The 21,615-nt window shown below is 60.7% G+C and carries 21 protein-coding genes; 8 read left to right on the top strand and 13 right to left on the bottom strand.

Annotated features, from left to right (window positions below; all coding sequences use genetic code 11):
• Positions 1–23 precede the first annotated feature (23 nt).
• Entirely contained in the window at positions 24–638 is a 615-nt protein-coding gene (locus AC0IYN_RS01430; protein WP_457239994.1) for a DUF5666 domain-containing protein, read from the top strand.
• Between the two features lie 118 nt (positions 639–756).
• On the opposite strand, the gene AC0IYN_RS01425 is transcribed toward AC0IYN_RS01430, so the two are convergent.
• The 8 genes from AC0IYN_RS01425 to gcl form a co-directional block, all read right to left on the bottom strand.
• Entirely contained in the window at positions 757–1,761 is a 1,005-nt protein-coding gene (locus AC0IYN_RS01425; protein WP_406597712.1) for a sulfate ABC transporter substrate-binding protein, read from the bottom strand.
• 105 nt (positions 1,762–1,866) lie between these two features.
• Positions 1,867–2,691: an ion transporter gene (locus tag AC0IYN_RS01420; protein ID WP_406597713.1), complete on the bottom strand. Its 825-nt coding sequence runs from the start codon at positions 2,689–2,691 to the stop codon at positions 1,867–1,869.
• 31 nt (positions 2,692–2,722) lie between these two features.
• The gene (locus tag AC0IYN_RS01415; RefSeq protein ID WP_406597714.1) at positions 2,723–3,598 is read right to left on the bottom strand and encodes an urea transporter; all 876 of its coding nucleotides are present in this window, start codon (positions 3,596–3,598) and stop codon (positions 2,723–2,725) included.
• 120 nt (positions 3,599–3,718) lie between these two features.
• Positions 3,719–5,134: a pyruvate kinase gene (pyk, locus tag AC0IYN_RS01410; RefSeq protein WP_471840335.1), complete on the bottom strand. Its 1,416-nt coding sequence runs from the start codon at positions 5,132–5,134 to the stop codon at positions 3,719–3,721.
• Entirely contained in the window at positions 5,124–6,404 is a 1,281-nt protein-coding gene (locus AC0IYN_RS01405) for a glycerate kinase type-2 family protein (protein WP_406597716.1), read from the bottom strand. The genes pyk and AC0IYN_RS01405 overlap by 11 nt, the downstream gene beginning before the upstream one ends.
• Positions 6,405–6,552: 148 nt before the next feature.
• The gene (locus AC0IYN_RS01400; protein ID WP_406597717.1) at positions 6,553–7,443 is read right to left on the bottom strand and encodes a 2-hydroxy-3-oxopropionate reductase; all 891 of its coding nucleotides are present in this window, start codon (positions 7,441–7,443) and stop codon (positions 6,553–6,555) included.
• Between the two features lie 172 nt (positions 7,444–7,615).
• A complete protein-coding gene (gene hyi / locus AC0IYN_RS01395) occupies positions 7,616–8,398 on the bottom strand; it encodes a hydroxypyruvate isomerase (RefSeq protein WP_471840332.1) in 783 nt (260 codons plus the stop codon).
• Positions 8,399–8,408: 10 nt separating this feature from the next.
• Entirely contained in the window at positions 8,409–10,184 is a 1,776-nt protein-coding gene (gene gcl, locus AC0IYN_RS01390; RefSeq protein WP_471840330.1) for a glyoxylate carboligase, read from the bottom strand.
• A gap of 256 nt (positions 10,185–10,440) precedes the next feature.
• Between gcl and AC0IYN_RS01385 the strand changes: the two genes are divergently transcribed.
• Positions 10,441–10,881 carry a GlcG/HbpS family heme-binding protein gene (locus tag AC0IYN_RS01385; protein ID WP_406597720.1) on the top strand — a complete coding sequence of 147 codons (441 nt, stop codon included), beginning with the start codon at positions 10,441–10,443 and terminating at the stop codon, positions 10,879–10,881.
• Between the two features lie 125 nt (positions 10,882–11,006).
• On the opposite strand, the gene AC0IYN_RS01380 is transcribed toward AC0IYN_RS01385, so the two are convergent.
• Positions 11,007–11,465 (bottom strand): REP-associated tyrosine transposase, encoded by a 459-nt coding sequence (locus tag AC0IYN_RS01380; protein ID WP_471840328.1) that lies wholly within the window; start codon positions 11,463–11,465, stop codon positions 11,007–11,009.
• A 110-nt stretch (positions 11,466–11,575) separates the two neighbouring features.
• Positions 11,576–12,181, bottom strand: coding sequence for a TetR/AcrR family transcriptional regulator (locus AC0IYN_RS01375; protein ID WP_177113576.1), 606 nt, complete (start codon positions 12,179–12,181; stop codon positions 11,576–11,578).
• Positions 12,182–12,315: 134 nt separating this feature from the next.
• Between AC0IYN_RS01375 and AC0IYN_RS01370 the strand changes: the two genes are divergently transcribed.
• Both AC0IYN_RS01370 and AC0IYN_RS01365 read left to right on the top strand, forming a co-directional pair.
• Positions 12,316–13,230 (top strand): DUF808 domain-containing protein, encoded by a 915-nt coding sequence (locus AC0IYN_RS01370; RefSeq protein WP_406597722.1) that lies wholly within the window; start codon positions 12,316–12,318, stop codon positions 13,228–13,230.
• Between the two features lie 138 nt (positions 13,231–13,368).
• Positions 13,369–13,740 (top strand): DUF805 domain-containing protein, encoded by a 372-nt coding sequence (locus AC0IYN_RS01365; RefSeq protein WP_406597723.1) that lies wholly within the window; start codon positions 13,369–13,371, stop codon positions 13,738–13,740.
• Between the two features lie 64 nt (positions 13,741–13,804).
• On the opposite strand, the gene AC0IYN_RS01360 is transcribed toward AC0IYN_RS01365, so the two are convergent.
• Both AC0IYN_RS01360 and AC0IYN_RS01355 read right to left on the bottom strand, forming a co-directional pair.
• On the bottom strand, positions 13,805–14,593 hold the full coding sequence (locus AC0IYN_RS01360; protein ID WP_078047623.1) for an MlaA family lipoprotein: 789 nt from the start codon (positions 14,591–14,593) through the stop codon (positions 13,805–13,807).
• A complete protein-coding gene (locus tag AC0IYN_RS01355) occupies positions 14,586–15,884 on the bottom strand; it encodes a serine/threonine protein kinase (protein WP_078047624.1) in 1,299 nt (432 codons plus the stop codon). Before AC0IYN_RS01355 ends, AC0IYN_RS01360 begins: the two co-directional genes overlap by 8 nt.
• Before the next feature lie 235 nt (positions 15,885–16,119).
• Here AC0IYN_RS01355 and AC0IYN_RS01350 point away from each other — a divergent pair, with 235 nt between their 5' ends.
• Positions 16,120–16,488: a hypothetical protein gene (locus AC0IYN_RS01350; protein ID WP_406597724.1), complete on the top strand. Its 369-nt coding sequence runs from the start codon at positions 16,120–16,122 to the stop codon at positions 16,486–16,488.
• Between the two features lie 91 nt (positions 16,489–16,579).
• On the opposite strand, the gene AC0IYN_RS01345 is transcribed toward AC0IYN_RS01350, so the two are convergent.
• Entirely contained in the window at positions 16,580–18,133 is a 1,554-nt protein-coding gene (locus AC0IYN_RS01345) for a glycoside hydrolase family 17 protein (protein WP_471840325.1), read from the bottom strand.
• A 332-nt stretch (positions 18,134–18,465) separates the two neighbouring features.
• On the opposite strand from AC0IYN_RS01345, the gene AC0IYN_RS01340 reads away from it, so the two are divergent.
• From AC0IYN_RS01340 to AC0IYN_RS01330, 3 genes are all read left to right on the top strand, one after another.
• Positions 18,466–19,317 carry a glycine betaine ABC transporter substrate-binding protein gene (locus AC0IYN_RS01340; protein ID WP_099492436.1) on the top strand — a complete coding sequence of 284 codons (852 nt, stop codon included), beginning with the start codon at positions 18,466–18,468 and terminating at the stop codon, positions 19,315–19,317.
• Between the two features lie 217 nt (positions 19,318–19,534).
• Entirely contained in the window at positions 19,535–19,846 is a 312-nt protein-coding gene (locus AC0IYN_RS01335; RefSeq protein ID WP_016972153.1) for a DUF485 domain-containing protein, read from the top strand.
• Entirely contained in the window at positions 19,843–21,501 is a 1,659-nt protein-coding gene (locus AC0IYN_RS01330) for a cation acetate symporter (protein ID WP_406597726.1), read from the top strand. Before AC0IYN_RS01335 ends, AC0IYN_RS01330 begins: the two co-directional genes overlap by 4 nt.
• Positions 21,502–21,615: the final 114 nt, after the last annotated feature.

Genomic DNA, 21,615 nt, shown 5'->3' with positions numbered 1-21,615 from the left:
GCCGAAACAGGAAATTGATGGTCATGAAAATCACGTTGAACAAAATGCTCCTGGCTTCCACGCTCGCCGCCGCCATGGCCGTGGGCCTGGCCCAGGCTGCCGAAGCCCCGCGCGTAGGTGTACGCGGCGCCATTACGGCGATGGAGGGCGATGCGATGCACGTCAAGGTCAATAGCGGTGAGGAGGTCATCGTGCACCTCACTCCGGACACCCAGGTGCGCGCAGTTACCCTGGCCAAGATCGATGAGATCAAGCCGGGCAGCTACATCGGCTCCGCCGCCATGCCCAACGCCGACGGCAGCCTGACGGCGCTGGAAGTGCACGTGTTCCCACCGGCCATGGCCGGCACGGGCGACGGGCATCGCGCATTTGATTTGAAGGAAGGCAGCAGCATGACCAACGGCACCGTTGGCGATCTGGTGGTCAGCAACGGGCGGACGTTGACCGTGAAATACAAAGGCGGCGAACAGAAGATCGTGGTGCCGGAGGATGTGCCGATCGTCAACCTGGAACCGGGCGATCGCAGCCTGCTCAAGCCGGGGGTGAAGGTGGTGATGTTTGCGGCGAAGGGGGCGGATGGGACTATCACGGCTCAAGCGATTTCGGCCGGCAGGGATGGCGTGACCCCACCGATGTAACTGCCGAGCCTAAAACAAATGTAGGAGCCGGCTTGCCGGCGATAGCAGCACCTCGGTATGCCTGGTACACCGAGGTGATGCAATCGCCGGCAAGCCGGCTCCTACAGGGATGGTTCAGTTATTGACCGGAATAGATCTGGTCGAAAATGCCGCCATCATTGAAGTGGGTTTTCTGCACGGTGCGCCAGTCGCCAAAGGTCTTCTCTACCGACAGGAAGTCGACTTTCGGGAAGCGGTCGGTGTACTTGGCCAGCACTTTCGGGTCACGTGGACGCAGGTAGTTGTTGGCGGCGATTTCCTGGCCTTCCGGCGACCACAAGTATTTCAGGTAGTCCTCGGCGGCCACGCGGGTGCCTTTCTTCTCGACCACTTTGTCGACCACCGACACCGGCGGCTCGGCTTCGGCGGAGACGCTCGGGTAGATCACTTCGAACTGATCACGGCCGAATTCACGGGCGATCATCTCGGCTTCGTTCTCGAAGGTCACCAGCACGTCGCCGATCTGGTTGGTCATGAAGGTCGTGGTGGCGGCACGGCCGCCGGTGTCCAGCACCGGTGCCTGTTTGAACAGCTTGCCGACAAAGGCCTTGGCCTTGTTTTCGTCGCCGCCGTTCTTGAGTACATAGCCCCAGGCCGACAGGTAGGTGTAGCGGCCGTTACCCGAGGTTTTCGGGTTGGGCACGATCACCTGCACGCCATCCTTGAGCAGGTCCGGCCAGTCTTTGAGGGCTTTTGGGTTGCCTTTGCGCACGATAAACACGGTGGCGGAGGTGAACGGCGCGCTGTTGTTCGGCAGGCGGGTGACCCAGTTGTCCGGCACCAGGTTGCCGTTGTCGACCAGAGCGTTGATGTCGGTGGCCATGTTCATGGTGATCACGTCAGCCGGCAGGCCATCGATCACCGAGCGTGCTTGCTTGCTGGAACCGCCGAAGGACATCTGCAGGGTCAGTTTGTCGTTCGGGTGCTCGGCTTCCCAGTGCTTCTGGAAAGCAGCGTTGTAGTCCTTGTAGAAATCGCGCATCACGTCATAGGAGACGTTGAGCAGTGTGACGGGGGCAGCCTGGACGGCGCCCGCCAGGGCAAGGCCGGCGGCCAGGAGAGAGGCGCTAACGAGTTTTTTCACTGCTCATTCCTTGTTGTTCGAGAAGGTTGTCGATTGAGTGAGGGCAATTTGCCAGCGACTATAGCTGGCGTCGCATAGACGTTTAAAGATTAAAACGCACTTTGCTTATTCCACTTTCTTAAAAAGCGCATTGCCGCAACGCGAACAAAAGGCCGCGTTTGGCTCATGGCTGTTTTTGTTGCACACCGGGCAGTCGGTCTGCAGCTGTTCGCCGCGCATGGCGCTGGCCAGTTCGGCGGTGAAAATACCGGTGGGCACGGCAATGATCGAATAACCGGTGATCATCACCAGCGATGAAATCACCTGGCCCAGCGGGGTCTTGGGCACGATGTCGCCAAAACCAACGGTGGTCAGCGTCACGATGGCCCAGTAGATGCCCTTGGGAATGCTGGTAAAGCCGTGCTCCGGGCCTTCGATCACGTACATCAAGGTGCCGAACACGGTCACCAGGGTGCACACGCTGACCAGGAACACCACGATCTTCTGCTTGCTGCCGCGCAACGCCGCCATCAGATAGTTGGCTTGCTTGAGGTACGGGCTGAGCTTGAGCACGCGGAAGATCCGCAGCATCCGGATGATGCGGATGATCAGCAGGTACTGCGCGTCGCTGTAATACAGCGCAAGGATGCCGGGGACGATGGCAAGCAAATCCACCAACCCATAAAAACTGAAGGCATAGCGTAACGGCTTGGGCGAGCAATACAGGCGCAACCCGTATTCGATCAGGAAGATCAGCGTGAAGCCCCATTCGATATAGGCCAGCACATCGGCGTAGTTCTGGTGTATCTGATCGATGCTGTCGAGCATCACGATCACCAGGCTGGCGAGGATGATCAGCAGCAGGATGCCGTCAAAGCGCCGCCCGGCGACCGTGTCACTTTGAAAAACCATGACGTAGAGCCGCTGGCGCCAGTCGTTGTTGCTGTCCATAAATCCCGCCTGAAACGAAGTTCGAGCAAGCCTAGGGGGATTCGAAGGGCCTGTCCATGCGGGGTTTCTGAAGCACGCGACCGCCTGCGCGCACCAGCCAGCAGGCGAGGATGAACGGTGCGGTCAATGCCGGCAGGTGCAGGGCGGCGAAGCCTGGGGTGAGAAGGATCGCCAGCAGGATGCCGAGCAGCGGCAACCAGGGGTGGCGACGCACTTGGCTCAGGGCCAGCGCCGCCAATGCCGGGTTGTAGCTGTGCAGGCCGAGCAGGGCGCTGGCGGGTTCTTGCAGCCACAGCGCAATCAACACACCAGCGGTGGAGCCGACCAAGGCCCATACGGCGGCGCGGCGGTTGGCCAGCCACAGGCCCAGCGCAATCAAGGCACCGGCCACTGGCTGGTCCAACAGCATGATTTGCGCCAGCCCGGTGAAGGGCGCGGTCAGCGCGGCCAGGGTGTCGGGTTCGCCCAGGCTAAAGGTGCTGTCAGGCGCTGTGCCTATCAGTAACCAGCCGAGCAGGACAAACGGCGCGGTATAGGCCGGCAAGTCATCCGGCTGGCTGGCGTGCTTCAACCATTGCCGTGTGAAAATAGCACTCAAGCCACCGCCCGCCAGGATCAGCGGCGGCAGCAAGGCCGACCAGGTGAAGTGTTGGCTGATCAACAGGCCCAGCAGCACGCCGTTATAGCTATACAGCCCGGCCTGGCGCTCGGCCTTGGGATAGCCCCGGCGCTGGGCCGTGAGCAAGCCCGCCACGCCACCCAACAAGGCGCCGCCGAGCAAGGTCGGCGCGCCGATCAGGATCGCCAGCAGGCATAGCAGGCCGCACAGCGGCTGGCGTTGCAGGAAGATCTGGCTGAAGCCGTTGAGCAGCGCTTCGGCCCAGTCGGGGCAGGTGGGGTTGTGCATGGTGGTTAGTCAGTGAGACTGAGTTGTCCCCATCGCAGGCAAGCCAGCTCCCACATTTGACTGTGTTCGCAGATCAAAATGTGGCAGCCGGGCTTGCCCGCGATGGGGCCCGAACAGGCGCTAGATCAGGGTTTCGATACGCAGCGAATTGGTCGACCCCGGCTGCCCGAACGGCACCCCCGCCGTGATCACCAACGTATCCCCGCGCTCCGCCATGCCTTGTGCCTGGGCAATCTCCAGCGCCGTGGAGCACACCTCGTCCACCTGGCGCAGCCGATCATTGACCACCGAATGCACGCCCCACGCCACGCTCAAGCGTCGCGCCGTGGAGAGGTTGGGCGTGAGGTTGAGGATCGGCGCTACCGGCCGTTCCCGCGCCGCGCGCAGGCTGGAGCTGCCCGACTCGCTGTAGTTCACCAGTACCGCCACCGGCAGGATGCTGCTGATACGGCGGATCGCGCAGCTGATGGCGTCCGATACCGTGGCATCCGCCTTCGGCCGGCTGACATCCAGTTGCGCTTGGTAATCCGGGCCGTTTTCCACCTGGCGGATGATCTTGCTCATCATCTGCACGGCTTCCAGCGGGTATTCGCCGGAGGCGGTTTCCGCCGACAGCATCACCGCGTCCGCGCCTTCGGCCACGGCGTTGGCGACATCGGTGACTTCGGCACGGGTCGGCGCCGGAGAGAAGCGCATGGACTCCAGCATCTGGGTGGCCACCACCACCGGTTTGCCCAGTTGGCGGCAGGTGCTGATGATGTCCTTCTGGATCTGCGGCACGCTCTCGGCCGGCACTTCCACGCCCAGGTCGCCTCTGGCCACCATGATCGCGTCGCTCAGTTCGGCGATTTCCTGCAGGCGCTGCACGGCCGAGGGTTTCTCGATCTTGGCCATCAGGAAGGCCTTGTCGCCGATCAGCTCGCGGGCTTCGCGGATGTCTTCCGGGCGCTGCACGAATGACAGTGCCACCCAGTCCACACCCAGTTCCAGGCCGAAGCTCAGGTCGCGCCGATCCTTGGCGGTCAGTGGGCTCAGTTCCAGCAGGGCTTGTGGGACGTTTACGCCTTTGCGGTCCGACAATTCGCCGCCATTCAGCACGGTGGTGTCGATGGTGTCGGCATGTTTGGTGATCACCCGCAGGCGCAATTTGCCGTCGTCCAGTAGCAGGTCCATGCCGGGCTCAAGGGCCTGGATGATTTCCGGGTGGGGCAGGTTGACCCGGCGCTGATCGCCCGGGGTCGGGTCCAGGTCCAGGCGCAGGGCCTGGCCGCGCACCAACTGCACCTTGCCCTCGGCAAAACGCCCCACCCGCAGCTTCGGCCCTTGCAGGTCCATGAGGATGCCCAGCGGATAATTCAGCTGGCGCTCGACCTGGCGAATCCATTGGTAGCGCTGGGCATGGTCGGCATGGTCGCCGTGGCTGAAATTGAGCCGGAAGATGTTCACCCCGGCTTCCACCAGCTCGCGGATGTCGTCGATGCCGTCTGTGGCGGGGCCCAGGGTGGCGAGGATTTTGACCTTCTTGTCAGGCGTCATGTTTGGCAGTCTCAAGGATCAGGATGGCGCGGAAGTCGTTGACGTTGGTGCGCGTCGGCTCGGTGACGATCAAACCGTCGAGGGCGGCGAAATAGCCGTAGCCATTGTTGTTATCCAACTCGTCGCTGGCCGACAGGCCGAGGGCTTCGGCGCGCCGGTAACTGCACGGGGTCATGATCGCGCCGGCGTTGTCTTCCGAGCCGTCGATGCCGTCGGTGTCACCGGCCAGGGCATACACGCCGGGCAGGCCCTTGAGGCTGTCGGTGAGGCTCAGCAGGAATTCCGCATTGCGCCCGCCACGGCCATTGCCGCGCACGGTCACGGTGGTTTCGCCACCGGAGAGGATCACGCACGGCGCCGCCAGCGGCTGGCCGTGCTGGACGATCTGCCGGGCGATGCCGGCGTGCACCTTGGCCACGTCCCGCGCTTCGCCTTCGAGGTCGCCGAGGATCAACGGGCTGAACCCGGCCTGGCGGACTTTTACCGCCACCGCTTCGAGGGATTGCTGGGGACGTGCGATCAGTTGGAAGTGGCTGCGGGCGAGCACCGGGTCGCCAGGCTTGACGGTTTCCGAGGCCGGGTTCTGCAACCAACTGCGAACCGCGGCGGGGACTTCGATGCCATACCGCTTGAGGATCGCCAGGGCTTGTTGCGAGGTGCTCGGGTCGCCGACCGTGGGGCCGGAGGCGATCACCGTGGCTTGGTCGCCGGGCACATCGGAAATCGCGTAGGTATAGACCGTCGCGGGCCATGCCGCTTTCGCCAGTCGGCCGCCCTTGATGGCCGAGAGGTGCTTGCGCACGCAATTCATCTCGCCAATGGTCGCGCCGGATCTGAGCAGGGCTTTGTTGATGGCCTGTTTGTCGGCCAGGGTGATGCCTTCGGCGGGCAGCGCCAGCAGCGCAGAGCCGCCACCGGACAACAGGAAGATTACGCGGTCGTCTTCCGTCAGGTTGCTGATCAGCGCGAGTACGCGCTGGGCCACGGCCAGGCCGGCAGCATCGGGCACTGGGTGAGCGGCTTCGACCACTTCGATTGTCTTGCACGGCGCGCCGTGGCCGTAGCGGGTGACGACCAGGCCGGTAACGTCGCCCTGCCAGCAGTTCTCCACGACCAGCGCCATGGCGGCGGCGGCTTTGCCGGCACCGATCACGATCACACGGCCGCTGCGGTCGGTGGGCAGGTAGGGTTCAAGGACTTGCCGGGGGTGGGCGGCGTCGATGGCTGTGGCAAACAGCTCGCGAAGCAGATGTTGCGGATCGACCGACATAAGCGGGCTCCCGGGGATTCTTATTATTGGAAATACGATGAAACCCTGTAGGAACCCGGCTTGCCGGCGATGGCGGTCTCAAGCCTGGTGCAAAATGCAGCTGGCCCCATCGCCGGCAAGCCGGCTCCTACAGGTGGGTGTCGCGGGTTTATTTATCGCGAATCGAGAAATTCGCCATATGCTCCAGGCCCTTGATCAGCGCCGAGTGGTCCCAATTGCCGCCACCAATCGCCGTGCAGGTGCTGAACACCTGCTGCGTACCGGCGGTATTCGGCAGGTTGATCCCCAGTTCCTTGGCACCGGCCAGGGCCAGGTTGAGGTCCTTCTGGTGCAGGTTGATACGAAAGCCCGGATCGAAGGTGCCCTTGATCATGCGCTCGCCATGCACTTCGAGGATTTTCGACGAAGCAAATCCGCCCATCAGCGCTTCACGCACCTTGGCCGGGTCGGCGCCGTTCTTGGCGGCGAACAGCAACGCTTCGGCCACCGCCTGGATGTTCAGCGCCACGATGATCTGGTTGGCGACCTTGGCGGTCTGGCCATCGCCATTGCCGCCCACCAACGTGATGTTCTTGCCCATGGCCTGGAACAGCGGCAAGGCGCGTTCAAAGGTCTGCGGCTCGCCGCCGATCATGATGCTCAGGGTACCGGCCTTGGCGCCGACTTCACCGCCGGACACCGGCGCATCCAGGTATTGCGCGCCGGCCTCGTTGATCTTCGCCGCGAACGCCTTGGTGGCGGTGGGGGAGATCGAGCTCATGTCGATCACGACTTTGTTTGGCGACAGGCCTGCCGCCACGCCGTCTTTGCGGAACAGCACATCATCGACCTGTGGGGTGTCGGGCACCATCACAATGATGAACTCGGCTTCCTGCGCCACTTGCTGCGGGTTGGCCAGGGCCACGGCGCCTGCGTCGATCAGCGCTTGCGGCGCCTTGCCGTGGTGTTCGGAGAGGAACAGCTGGTGACCTGCTTTCTGCAGGTTCGCGGCCATGGGTTGGCCCATGATGCCGGTGCCGATGAATCCGATTTTAGCCATGATCAATGCCTCTTTTTATTCGATGGGCAGACCTGACCCGGTCTGCCAGACACAGGAGGTCTAAATGTGGGAGCGGGCTTGCTCGCGAAGGTCTTTCATTCAACAGGTGCGTCGACTGATACACCGCTTTCGCGAGCAAGCCCGCTCCCACATAGGGGTTGTGGGGCGTTGGTTAGAGGGCGTTATGGGTTTTGAGCCAGCCCAGACCTGCTTCGGTAGTGGTCAGCGGCTTGTACTCGCAGCCGACCCAACCCTGGTAACCGATGCGGTCCAGGTGTTCGAACAGGAAGCGGTAGTTGATCTCACCGGTACCCGGCTCGTTGCGCCCTGGGTTGTCCGCCAGCTGGATGTGGTTGATCTCTTCCAGGTGCGCGGCCATGGTGCGGGCCAGGTCGCCTTCCATGATTTGCATGTGGTAGATGTCGTATTGCAGGAACAGGTTGTCGCTGCCGACCTGCTCGCGAATCGACAGGGCCTGCGCCGTGTTGTTCAGGTAGAAACCCGGAATGTCGCGGGTGTTGATCGCTTCCATCACCAGCTTGATGCCCACGGCTTGTAGCTTTTCTGCGGCGTACTTGAGGTTGGCGACGAAGGTTTTTTCCAGGGTCTGGTCATCAATGCCTTGTGGTCGGATCCCGGCCAGGCAGTTGATCTGGGTATTGCCCAGCACTTGTGCATAGGCGATCGCCAGCTTGACCCCGGCACGGAATTCTTCAACCCGATCCGGGTGGCACGCCAGGCCGCGTTCGCCCTTGGCCCAGTCACCGGCCGGCAGGTTGAACAGCACCTGGGTCAGGCCGTGGGCGTCGAGTTGCGCCTTGATTTCGGCAGAGCTGAATTCATACGGGAACAGGTACTCGACCCCTTGGAAGCCGGCATCGGCGGCCGCTTTGAAACGGGCAAGGAAGTCCTGTTCGGTAAACAGCATGGACAGGTTGGCGGCGAAACGCGGCATAAGGTTCTCCTTAATCGAGCAGGGAAATGGCAGTCGGCGCATCGTTGCCGACCAGGGCCAGATCTTCGAATTCGTTGACGGCGTTGATCTCGGTGCCCATGGAAATGTTGGTCACGCGTTCCAGAATAATCTCAACGATCACCGGAACCTTGAATTCTTCGATCATTTCCTCGGCGCGGCGCAGTGCCGGCGCGATCTGGCTTGGCTCGAACACACGCAGGGCCTTGCAACCCAGGCCTTCGGCGACGGCCACGTGGTCTACGCCATAGCCGTTGAGTTCCGGCGCATTGAGGTTGTCGAAAGACAGCTGCACGCAGTAGTCCATTTCAAACCCGCGCTGGGCCTGGCGGATCAAGCCCAAGTAGGAGTTGTTCACCACCACGTGGATGTACGGCAGCTTGAATTGCGCACCCACGGCCAGTTCTTCGATCATGAACTGGAAGTCGTAGTCACCCGACAGTGCCACCACCTTGCGGCTCGGGTCGGCCTTGACCACGCCGAGGGCGGCGGGGATGGTCCAACCCAACGGGCCGGCCTGTCCGCAGTTGATCCAGTGGCGTGGCTTATACACGTGCAGGAACTGCGCGCCAGCAATCTGCGACAGGCCGATGGTGCTGACGTAGCAGGTGTCTTTGCCGAACACCTGGTTCATTTCTTCATACACGCGCTGTGGCTTGACCGGCACGTTGTCGAAATGGGTCTTGCGGTGCAGGGTGGCTTTGCGTTGCTGGCAGTCATTGAGCCAGGCGCTGCGGTCCTTGAGCTTGCCGGCGGCTTTCCACTCGCGGGCCACTTCAATGAACATCGTCAGCGCAGAACCGGCGTCGGACACGATACCCAGGTCCGGGGCGAAGACGCGGCCAATCTGGGTCGGCTCGATGTCGACGTGGATGAACGTGCGGCCCTCGGTGTACACCTCGACCGAACCGGTGTGGCGGTTGGCCCAACGGTTACCGATGCCCAGCACCACGTCCGACTTGAGCATCGTCGCGTTGCCATAACGGTGGGACGTCTGCAGACCGACCATGCCGACCATCTGTGGGTGATCGTCCGGAATGGTGCCCCAGCCCATCAGGGTCGGGATCACCGGGATGCCGGTCAGTTCAGCGAATTCAACCAGCAGTTCGCTGGCGTCGGCGTTGATCACGCCACCACCGCTGACCAGCAGTGGGCGTTCGGCCTGGTCCAGCAGCGCCAGGGCTTTCTCGACCTGGATGCGCGTTGCCAAAGGCTTGGCCAGGGGCAGCGGCTGGTAGGCGTCGATGTCGAATTCGATCTCGGCCATCTGCACGTCGAACGGCAGGTCGATCAGCACCGGGCCTGGGCGGCCGGAGCGCATTTCGTAGAAGGCTTTCTGGAAGGCGTAGGGCACCTGGCCCGGCTCCAGGACGGTGGTCGCCCACTTGGTCACCGGCTTGACGATGCTGGTGATGTCCACGGCCTGGAAGTCTTCCTTGTGCATCCGGGCGCGGGGCGCTTGACCGGTGATGCACAGGATCGGGATCGAATCGGCCGAGGCGCTGTACAGGCCGGTGACCATGTCAGTGCCTGCCGGGCCCGAGGTGCCGATGCACACGCCGATATTGCCGGCCTTGGTGCGGGTGTAACCCTCGGCCATGTGGGAGGCGCCTTCAACGTGGCGAGCAAGGACGTGATCGATGCCACCCACTTTCTGCAAGGCCGAATACAGCGGGTTGATCGCGGCGCCTGGGATACCGAAGGCGGTGTCTACGCCTTCACGGCGCATCACCAGGACTGCGGCTTCGATTGCTCTCATTTTGCTCATGATTTTGGTGCCTCTTGCGTTTTGTAATTGTATACAAGTGGTGTCTGGACAAAGTGTATTCACGGCGGGCGGCACAGGTCAATGCATTTTCTAATCTGGCCTTTGCGTTCGTCGGAAGCACTTTTTTCGACGTATGGAGCCTTTGTGCAAAAATATTGTATACAAAATTAAAAGTCATTGTGTTCTATTTGTTTGATCGAGCATCTGATCATTCAGACCTCCACCGCTTTCCCAATAACAAAAGAAGGACGGCACCATGAGCGCTTTAACCTTGAAACTCGCCACCCAACTGGCCAGCCAGGCCCTCAGTGCAGGGCGCACCGTCTCCGCTGCACCCCTGACCATCGCCGTGCTCGACAGTGGCGGCCACTTGGTCACCCTGCAACGCGAAGACGGCGCCAGCCTGCTGCGACCGCAGATCGCCATCGGCAAGGCCTGGGGCGCAATTGCCCTTGGCAAGGGCTCGCGCCTGCTGGCACTGGATGCGCAGCAGCGCCCGGCGTTTATCGCTGCGCTGAACAGCCTGGGGCAGGGCAGCGTGGTGCCTGCGCCGGGTGGGGTATTGATTCGAAATCAGGAAGGCGCGGTGCTGGGGGCGATCGGGATCAGCGGGGATACGTCGGACATTGATGAGCAGTGTGCGATCACGGCGATCGAGGGTGTGGGGTTGATGGCGGATGCGGGGGTGTCTGCCTAGTTTTTTGCTGATTTTTCTGGCCCCTTCGCGAGCAAGCCCCCACACATTGGACCGCATTCTCATGCTGGAACTCGATCAAGTGTGGGAGCGGGCTTGCTCGCGAAGGGGGCAACTCGGTCTCGCCCCTACAACCAAACTGCATCCCACAGCGGATAGTCGCCAATCCGCTTCACCAGCCCCGCCCGCAGAGGATTGGCCACCACATACCGGGCCATCTTCACCAGATCATCTTCCTTACGCAGCGCGCGGTCATGAAAGCTGGTTTGCCAAAGCCTGCCTCTGCGACCAGAAGCACCGTTCACGCTTCGGGTGCTTTTGGATTTTACCTGGCACATCAAATCGCCTAGTGAGCCTTTTTGTAGTTCGATCAACCAGTGGAAATGGTCTGGCATCACTACCCAGGCCAAAGAGTTTGCCAGCCCTTGAGACTGAGCGAGTCTGAGTTGCCAGACCACTAATCGGCCTAGGTAAAAGTCACTGAATATCGGCACACGTTCGTGAGTATTGGTGGTGATCAGATAGATGCGATTGGGTTCGCTGAACCGCCCGATACGCAGGCGGTGTGAGGTGGCTAGATCAGGCATTCCTTGGCCTCTCTTCAGATGGTGTCCTGAGAGGCTAGATCTCGATGGCTGATGCTGATTGGCAGGCTTTTGGCAGGATGTGTCTGGGAGGGCACAGGCCCCGCGGTGTATCAGTCCGGCTCGCACCCCTTGAGCACCAACCGAATAATCGTCTGCGCCGCCGCTTCATAATCCGCTTCATCCAGCTTGGCCTTCCCGGTCACCGCCGAGATCTGCCAGTCGAAATCCGCATACGTCTGCGTGGCCGCCCAGATGCTGAACATCAAGTGGTTGGGATCAATCGGCGCAATCAGGCCGCGATCTACCCAGTCCTGGATGCAGGCGATGTTGTGCTTGGCCTGGGCGTTGAGCTGTTCGACCTGGTCGGCGCTGAGGTGCGGGGCGCCGTGCATGATTTCGCTGGCGAAGACTTTGGAAGCAAACGGCAGGTCGCGTGATATACGGATTTTCGAGCGGATATAGTTGCTCAGCACAACCGAGGGTTCACCATCCGGATTGAACGGCGTGGAAGCGGCCAGGATCGGCTCGATAATGCTCTCGAGCACCTCGCGGTAGAGGTTGTCCTTGGACTTGAAGTAGTAATAGACGTTGGGCTTGGGCAGCCCGGCCTTGGCGGCGATATCGCTGGTTTTGGTCGCGGCGAAGCCTTTGTCGGCAAACTCCTCGCTGGCCGCCCGCAGGATCTTTTCTTTGTTGCGCTCGCGAATGGTGCTCATAAACCTGGAGTTTCCTTGCCAAGACTGGCGGTTGCGCATGGTAGCACCGGCCATCTGCGAGCCTCAACAATCTGCCCGCAGGGCCTTGCGCCGCGCTATGCTCGCCTCATCCCACTCTTACGGAAGCCCGATTCATGGCAGGAAGCAGCTTGTTGGTGTTGATCGACGATATCGCCGCAGTACTCGATGACGTTGCCCTGATGACAAAAATGGCGGCAAAGAAGACCGCTGGCGTCCTGGGTGATGACCTCGCCCTCAATGCCCAACAGGTTTCCGGCGTGCGTGCCGAGCGGGAAATTCCCGTGGTGTGGGCGGTGGCCAAGGGTTCCTTCGTCAACAAGTTGATCCTGGTGCCAGCGGCTTTATTGATCAGCGCGTTTGCACCGTGGGCGGTGACGCCGTTGTTGATGCTCGGCGGTGCCTACCTGTGTTTCGAAGGGTTCGAGAAGCTGGCGCATAAGTTCCTGCACAGCCAGGACGAAGATCATGCGCAACATGTGCAATTGGTCGAGGCGGTCTCGGACCCGGCAACCGACTTGGTGGCCTTCGAAAAGGACAAGATCAAAGGCGCCATCCGTACCGACTTCATCCTCTCCGCCGAAATCATCGCCATCACCCTCGGCACCGTGGCCGATGCGCCCTTGATGCAGCAGGTGATCGTGCTGTCCGGCATTGCCATCGTCATGACCGTGGGCGTCTACGGGCTGGTGGCCGGCATCGTCAAGCTGGATGACCTGGGCCTGTGGCTCACTCAGAAGCCTGGCCAGGCGGCCCGCAGCATCGGCGGCGCCATCCTGCGCGCGGCGCCGTACATGATGAAGAGCCTGTCGGTGATCGGTACGGCGGCGATGTTCCTGGTGGGTGGCGGGATTCTCACCCACGGCGTGCCGGTGGTGCATCACTGGATCGAGACGGTCAGCCAGGGCGCAGGCGGGGTGGCGTGGTTGGTGCCGACGCTGCTGAATGGGGTGGCGGGGGTTGTTGCAGGGGCGGTGGTGTTGGTCGTCGTGCGAGTAGTTGGCAGAGTCTGGCGAGCCGTTAAGCGCTGATTAGTTCGCATCGAATACAGACTGAAAAGTTATTTAAGCTTAATCCTACAGTTCGGTTTTCAAGGCATTTATAGGATGCATCGCGTGCCTTCCCGTGAGCACACACACTAAGAAAACGGATCGAGTAGGGAGTTAAGGATGCACTGGTGTTTTCAGGCAATAAAAAACTATGCCAACTTCAGCGGGCGCGCTTGTAGAAGGGAGTATTGGGCGTTTGCAGTTTTAGACTGGCTGCTGATGTACGGCTCAATTGTAGTAGCGGGCTGGGCCGGGGTTGCCTACAGTAGGTGGTTTTATATCCCGCTGGGTGTTTACGTTGTACTTATGATCATCCCCCGGCTATCTGTAACATTTAGGCGGCTTCACGATGTGAACACGACGGGCGCTTATATCCTGTGGTATGCGCTACCCTTCGTGGGTTTAATAATTGTGACCATTCGACTGCTTAGAAAAGGCGACAAGTTGGAGAATAACTACGGGTTGCCTTGCCGTGATGTCGAACATGCTTAACAGACCGGGCTTATCGTAACCCAATAAAAAGGCCATTCAGTCGAATGGCCTTTTTTGTGGGCGTTTACTCGGCAATCTGCAGCTTTCGCGATTCCGTATAGATGTAGCGCACCTTCTCGTACTCGAACGGCGAGTTCATCTGGCCATACCGGAAGCTGGTCTGATAACGCTTGTCCACTGCGCGCAATGCCCAGATTTCCGGGTGGTTGGAGCTGACTTCGGACACGTTGAGGAAGTTGATCTGGGTTTCCGCGCCGTAGTCGACGATCAGGCCGGTGGTGTCGCGCAGGTTCGACGGCCCGAAGATCGGCAGTACCAGGTAGGCGCCGCCGGGCACGCCGTAGAAGCCCAGCGTCTGGCCGAAGTCTTCGCTCTGGCGTGGCAGGCCCATGGCGGTGGCCGGGTCCCATAGGCCGGCGATGCCGATGGTGGTGTTGACCAGCAGGCGGCCGGTGGTTTCCAGCGAGCGGTGACCCTTGAGCTGCAGCAGGCTGTTCAACAGGTTGGGCACATCGCCCAGGTTGTTGAAGAAGTTGCTCACGCCGGTCCGCAGGAAGCTGGGGGTCACATAGGTGTAGCCGTTGACCACTGGCAGGAACACCCATTGGTCGAAGCGGTAGTTGAAGTGGTACACGCGACGGTTCCACGATTCCAGCGGGTCATACACGTTGAGTGCGGTGAGCGACGAACGCTCGAACTCACGCTGGTCCAGCCCTGGGTTGAACTTGAGCTTGGTCAGCGGCTCCTTGAAACCGTCGGCGCCGACATTGACCGGCTCGTGGGCCTTGCTGTTGTCGGCATTGGCAACGCCCGCGCACATCAAGGCGGCAAGCAACAGAAGATATTTAGCCACGGAAGAACTCCAGCATGGCGTCGGCGTTGACGCGGTAATTGAGGTTGCCGCAGTGGCCGCCCAGCGGGTAGACGGTCAAGCGATCGCCGAAGGTTTTACGCAGGAAACCGAGGTCGCCAGGACCGAGGATCACGTCGTCGGCGTTGTGCATGACGGCGATCTTCGGGTTGGTGTGCAGGTAGTCCTTGAGGGCATACAGGCTGACCTGGTCGACCAGTTGCAACAGGCTGCCGCCGTCGGAACGGGCGCGCCACATCGGGATCACTTGTTCGGTGAGGTAGCAGTCGAAGTCACATTGCAGTGCACGCTTGAGGAACGGCGTGAGGCTGGTGCCTTCGGTGATCGGGTATTTCGGCGGGATGATCAGGCCACGGCGGTTGATCAAGTCCGAGGTAAAGGCGATGTCGGCCGCCGAGAAGCGGAACGAGGTGCCGATCAGCATGGCCATCTGTTCGTTGGTCAGGTGCTGTTTGGATTGCTGGAAGTCGTAGAGCAGGGCGTCGTTCAGGTCGATGTAGCCCTTTTGCTGGAAGTAGCGGGTCAGCTTGTTCAGCACAAGCTCATAGAAGGTGGTGGTGTTATTGATGCCCTTGACCTCGGTCTGCACCAGCTTGTCGAGGTTGGTGATCGAGGTGTAGAGGTTGACCGGCGGGTTCAGCAGCAGCACTTTCTTGAAGTTGAAGCTGCGACGGGTCTCGTCGAGCTTGCTGACAAACGCCGCATCCAGCGCGCCCAGGCTGTAGCCGGTGAGATAGAAGTCGGTCACCGGCAGCGAAGCGTTTTGCGCGCGCACGGCTTGCATCACGCGGTACATGTCTTCGGCGTCTTCCTGGGTGATCCCCGGGGTGGCAAAACGCGAGGCGGCGCTGATGAAGTCGAAGCTGGTCGGCGATGACAGTTGCACCACGTGGTAGCCAGCCTGGTAATACAGCTTTTTCAGGTATTCGTTGATGCTGCTGTCAAACCGCGCACCGGTGCCCGCGATCAGGAAGATCAGCGGCGCGGCGCGGTCCTGCTTGGCGATGCGGTAGGTGAGCTTCTTCACCGCCCAGAAATTGTCCGGCAGGCTGAACTCGCGCTCAGGGCGCATGTTCAGGGTGTAGTCGGATTGGTTGATCTCGTCATCACTCGGCAGTTTGGGCCGAAGGTCGGGCGGGGTGGTGGCGATGGTCGCTTCGAACGGGTTGGTCAAAGGGTAGCCATAGCTGGCTTGGTCAATGTCGACGGCCAGTGCTGACGCACTCAGAAAAAGGCTGCCCAGTAAGGCAGCACAGCGCAAGGAACGGAGCATGACTTAATCCCTAGGAGGAAACGTACTTAATGAAGTTCGCAGGCTATGACCGCCGTCCAGTCGCCGAAGTGCCATCACGCGGCACGAAATGTCGGAAAAAACGCCGGAATCGGGGTAATAGTAGCCAGACGATACACTTTGCCACGCTTTGGTGAACACTAATTGTGTGTATGCGCCTTGCTAACGGCTGCCGGGGCATTAAGCTGAGCGCCGTTTTTGCCTATCGGAGTACCCCATGTCCCGTCGTTTTCCGCTGATTTTGCTGCTAATTGCACTGCCGCTGTGGCTGGCCGCCAGTTACGGTGCGCGCTATGGCTTTATGGAAGATGGCCAGTGGGTGGGCCTCTGCGCGGACGAGGCGAGCCGCTGGGAATGCCAGCTGCGTTCGAACCTTGGGTTGATGATCCACTTCAAGGTGCTGGGCTGGGCAGCGCTGATCACGTCGGTGCTGGCGTTTTTCGTGCCGGGTCGGGTGGGGTGGGGGTTGGCGGTGCTGGGGATGGTATTCGGGGTGCCGGCACTGGCGTTGTACAACACCACGTTCGCGGTGTTTGCCGTGGTGATTGCGGGGTTGCGCTTGGTGCGCAAGCCTAAAGGTCTATGACCCACCTGTAGGAGCCGGCTTGCCGGCGATGATGCCTTTGAAATCAACGGTGATCTCAGGCGCGCCATCGCCGGCGAGCCGGCTCCCACGGTCAGTTCTGGCGTACTCGCAGGCAACGCCACAACGCTACCACCATGAGCAGGCTGACCACCGCCCAACCCCATGCCTGCTGGTTCAACAACCCTTCGCGGTACAGCTGCGGCGCAATGCCCGCACCAATGATAAAGGCCAGCAGCGCAATCTCCCGACGTGGTCCGGTCACCGGACGCACCAGGTACACCAGGGCCGGCAACACCAGCGCGGCACTCGGGAAGCTGCGATAGCGTGGGTCGAACACCAACGCCAGCATCATCACGGCACCGGCAAACCCGGCAATTGCCACCAGCCAGCCCGCGCGCTGCTCCAACCAATTGAACACGCGTGCGCGCCAAGCTTCCCGCGAGCTCAGGGCCAGTGCTGCATGGGCCAGCACCAGCAGGTTCAACACCACCAGCAAGCCTGCCCACACCCATTCATCATTAAAGCGCGCAGTCACGCGGGTCAGCTCGGCCCAAGTGCCAATGGAACAGGCCGCCACCGCACCCAGCAGTGGCAGGGCAATTGCCGCGCGGGTAGTGCGTACACGTCCGCCCAACGCCAAGGTGCCCAATAGGATGATGCCACCCACGCCCAGCCATAGCGGCCAGTACGGCACATTGGTTACCTGCCCGGCGAGGATGCCCTTGTCCTGGCGATCGGCATCGAAAAGGCCCCAGTAACCCCCTACGGCGCCTTCACTGGCCCGCTTCCACGGCTGGTCAAAGGCTTCGATCAGGTTGTAACGCCAGCCATTGGCCTCGGCCATGGCCACGAAGCCGCGCATGAACTTGGCTTCATTCACCCGGCTCGGCACGGCCGTTTCGCGCTGGCGGCCTTCGCTGGGCCAGCCGGTTTCACCGATGAGAATGTCCTTGGGCGCAAACTTGTTGCCGAAGGTCTGGCGCACGTCGCCCACGTGCTTGAGGGCCTGGTCGATACCCGACGGGTCATCTTCCCAGTACGGCAACAGGTGGATGGTCAGGAAGTCCACCGCCGGCGCGATTTCCGGGTGCTGCAGCCAGAACTCCCACACATCCGCGTAGGTCACCGGCTGCTTGATCTGGCTCTTGACCGTATGGATCAGCGCCACCAGTTGCTTGGCGGTCACTTCCTTGCGCAGCAAGGCTTCGTTGCCGACGATCACCGAAGTCACGACATCCGGGTGGGCGTTGGCCGAAGCGATCAATTCGTTGATTTCCTTTGCGGTCGCCACCGGGTCACTGCTGACCCAGGCCCCGGCCATAACTTTCAGCCCGTGCTTGCGCGCCATCTCCGGCAAGGCTTCCAGGCCGGTCATGGAGTAGGTGCGGATGCACTCGAAGCGGGTGGCCAGCAGGGCGAGGTCGGCGTCCATGCGTTCGGGGCGCAGGGTGAATGGCTGGTCGAACGGCGATTGGTCTTTATCGAATGGGGTGTAGGACGCGCACTGCATCTTGTGCGTGGCACTGGCGACATCAGGCAGCACCACGGGCCGGCCGAGGCCATACCAGTAAGCGAACAGGGCCAGCAGGCCGAGGATCAAGGCGAAGCAATAGGGCAGGGCTGGGAAGCGGGCAGTCGCGGGCATGGTCGGCTTATCTGGAAGAGCAAAGGCGCGCATCTTACCCGGATTTGGCCCGACCCAGTGGGGCTGCATAATTTTGACATGCAAAGTTCGGGCGGGATTTTGGCGTCAAGTCCTACAAAGCATCCTACTGGCGATGTGATGTCGTTCCTTGCTTGTAGGATGTCGCTGACAGAGCAGGTCCAACACCCGAGCAGGTTGATGATCGAAGTGTCAGTACTCCGCTGACGGCGCACTACCGTGATCGATGCGCGTGAAGGGGGCGCGGTGCACCACATAACAACAGGTTGACGTCGCTCGGCATCCGCCGGGCGCAGCACTTTCGGGGAAGTACTATGAAGATGCGACGACTCTTGGGCGCAGCTGCCACTCTGGTAGTTGCGATGAGCTCCACACTGGCCAGCGCCGACAGCAAGACCCTGAGCATCGGCTATGTGGATGGCTGGTCCGACAGCGTTGCCACCACGCATGTGGCGGCAGAGGTGATCAAGGCCAAGCTCGGTTATGACGTCAAGCTGCAAGCGGTCGCCACCGGGATCATGTGGCAGGGCGTGGCCACCGGCAAGCTCGACGCCATGCTTTCTGCCTGGCTGCCGGTGACCCACGGTGAGTACTGGGCCAAGAACAAGGACAAGGTGGTCGACTACGGCCCCAACTTCAAGGACGCGAAGATCGGCCTGATCGTGCCGGAGTACGTCAAGGCCAAGTCCATCGAAGACCTCAAGACCGACACCACCTTCAAGAACAAGATCGTCGGCATCGACGCGGGTTCAGGCGTGATGCTCAAGACCGACGAAGCGATCAAGGCCTATGGCCTGGACTACAAGCTGCAAGCCAGCTCGGGTGCGGCGATGATCGCCGAGTTGACCCGCGCCGAAGACAAGCAGGAATCCATTGCGGTCACCGGCTGGGTGCCACACTGGATGTTCGCCAAGTGGAAACTGCGTTTCCTGGACGATCCAAAAGGGATTTATGGTGCTGCTGAAACCGTCAACAGCATCGGCAGCAAGGGCCTGGAGAAGAAAGCGCCAGAAGTCGCGGCCTTCCTGAAGAAATTCCAGTGGGCCTCCAAGGACGAAATCGGCGAAGTCATGCTGGCGATTCAAGAAGGCGCCAAGCCTGATGCCGCCGCCAAGGATTGGGTCGCCAAGCACCCTGAGCGTGTCGCCGAGTGGACCGGTAAATAACGCCCGAAGCGTCTAGATAGCACCTTGCAAGCCCGCCTGGCGTTTTCGTCAGGCGGGCTTTGTCGTTTTTGTGCCAAAGGCTGTCAATTCGATCAGTTAAAAACTGGCGACAACGCCTATGTCGTTCTAATACTAAGGTCGTCTGGAACCCTTTGTGCAGCCGCATACAGTGGATACGTTCCAATAATAAAAAAGCTGTGCTGCGAGGATAAAAACAATGAACGACAGCATTTACCTCTCGATTCAAAACAGCCCGCGTTTCAAGGAGCTGGTGAGAAAAAGGGAAAGGTTCGCCTGGATTCTCTCGGCGATCATGCTAGGGCTTTACTCCGCTTTCATCCTGTTGATTGCCTACGGGCCACAAGTGCTGGGGGCCAAGCTCAGCCCCGGTTCGTCGATTACCTGGGGCATTCCCCTGGGCGTCGGGCTGATTGTGTCCGCCTTCATCCTGACCGGCATCTACGTGCGCCGGGCCAATGGCGAGTTTGACGACCTGAACAATGCGATTCTCAAGGAGGCTGCGCAATGATCCGGCGTCTACTGGCAGTATTCGGCGCTTCGCTCTTTGCCCCGGCCGTTTGGGCGGCGGACGCATTGACCGGTGAAGTGCACAAGCAACCGCTGAACATCTCGGCAATCGTGATGTTCGTCGCGTTCGTCGGCGCCACCCTGTGCATCACCTACTGGGCCTCCAAGCGCAACAAGTCGGCGGCCGACTACTATGCGGCTGGCGGCAAGATCACCGGTTTCCAGAACGGCCTGGCGATTGCCGGTGACTACATGTCGGCGGCGTCCTTCCTGGGCATTTCCGCACTGGTATTCACCTCGGGTTATGACGGCCTGATCTATTCGATCGGCTTCCTGGTGGGCTGGCCGATCATTCTGTTCCTGATCGCCGAGCGCCTGCGCAACCTGGGCAAGTACACCTTTGCCGACGTGGCGTCCTACCGCCTCGGGCAAACCCAGATCCGCAGCCTGTCGGCCTGTGGCTCGCTGGTGGTGGTGGCGTTCTACCTGATCGCGCAGATGGTCGGTGCGGGCAAGTTGATCCAACTGCTGTTCGGCTTGGACTACCACGTAGCGGTGATCCTGGTGGGTATCCTGATGTGCCTGTACGTGCTGTTCGGCGGCATGCTGGCGACCACCTGGGTGCAGATCATCAAGGCCGTGCTGTTGCTGTCCGGTGCCTCGTTCATGGCGCTGATGGTGATGAAGCACGTCAACTTCGACTTCAACACGCTGTTCTCCGAGGCGATCAAGGTTCACCCTAAAGGTGAAGCGATCATGAGCCCTGGCGGCTTGGTGAAAGACCCGATCTCGGCATTCTCCCTGGGCTTGGCCCTGATGTTCGGTACCGCTGGCCTGCCGCACATCCTGATGCGCTTCTTCACCGTAAGCGACGCCAAGGAAGCACGTAAGAGCGTGCTGTATGCCACTGGCTTCATCGGCTACTTCTATATCCTGACCTTTATCATCGGCTTCGGCGCGATCCTGCTGGTCAGCACCAACCCGGCGTTCAAGGATGCAGCAGGTGCCTTGCTGGGCGGCAACAACATGGCGGCGGTGCACCTGGCCAACGCAGTGGGTGGCAGCATCTTCCTGGGCTTCATCTCGGCCGTGGCCTTTGCCACCATCCTGGCAGTGGTTGCCGGTTTGACCCTCGCGGGTGCTTCGGCGGTGTCCCATGACCTGTATGCCAGCGTGATCAAGAAAGGCAAGGCCAACGAGAAGGATGAGATTCGCGTGTCGAAGATCACCACCATCGCGCTGGCAGTGCTGGCTATCGGCCTGGGTATCCTGTTCGAAAGCCAGAACATCGCGTTCATGGTCGGCCTGGCGTTCTCGATTGCCGCCAGCTGTAACTTCCCGGTATTGCTGCTTTCCATGTACTGGAAGAACCTCACCACCCGTGGCGCCATGATTGGCGGCTGGCTGGGCCTGGTCAGTGCCGTTGGCCTGATGATCCTTGGCCCGACCATCTGGGTCTCGATCCTGCACCACGAAAAAGCCATCTTCCCGTACGAATACCCGGCGCTGTTCTCGATGATCATTGCGTTCGTGGGCATCTGGTTCTTCTCCATCACCGACAAGTCGGCGGCGGCAGAGAAAGAGCGTGCGTTGTACTTCCCGCAGTTTGTGCGTTCGCAGACTGGCCTGGGGGCGAGTGGGGCGGTTAATCACTAATCGCTGCACCGTTACAAAAAAAATGCCCCGGTCGTGAGACCGGGGCATTTTTTTGCTTTTATTGGTAACGAATACGACAAAACTGTTTCTCAAATCCTGTACCAATAAAAAAAG

The organism is Pseudomonas sp. AC112 (assembly GCF_979253545.1).
Note: the sequence above shows the minus strand (reverse complement) of the source record. Positions and strands in the feature narration are given on the sequence as shown.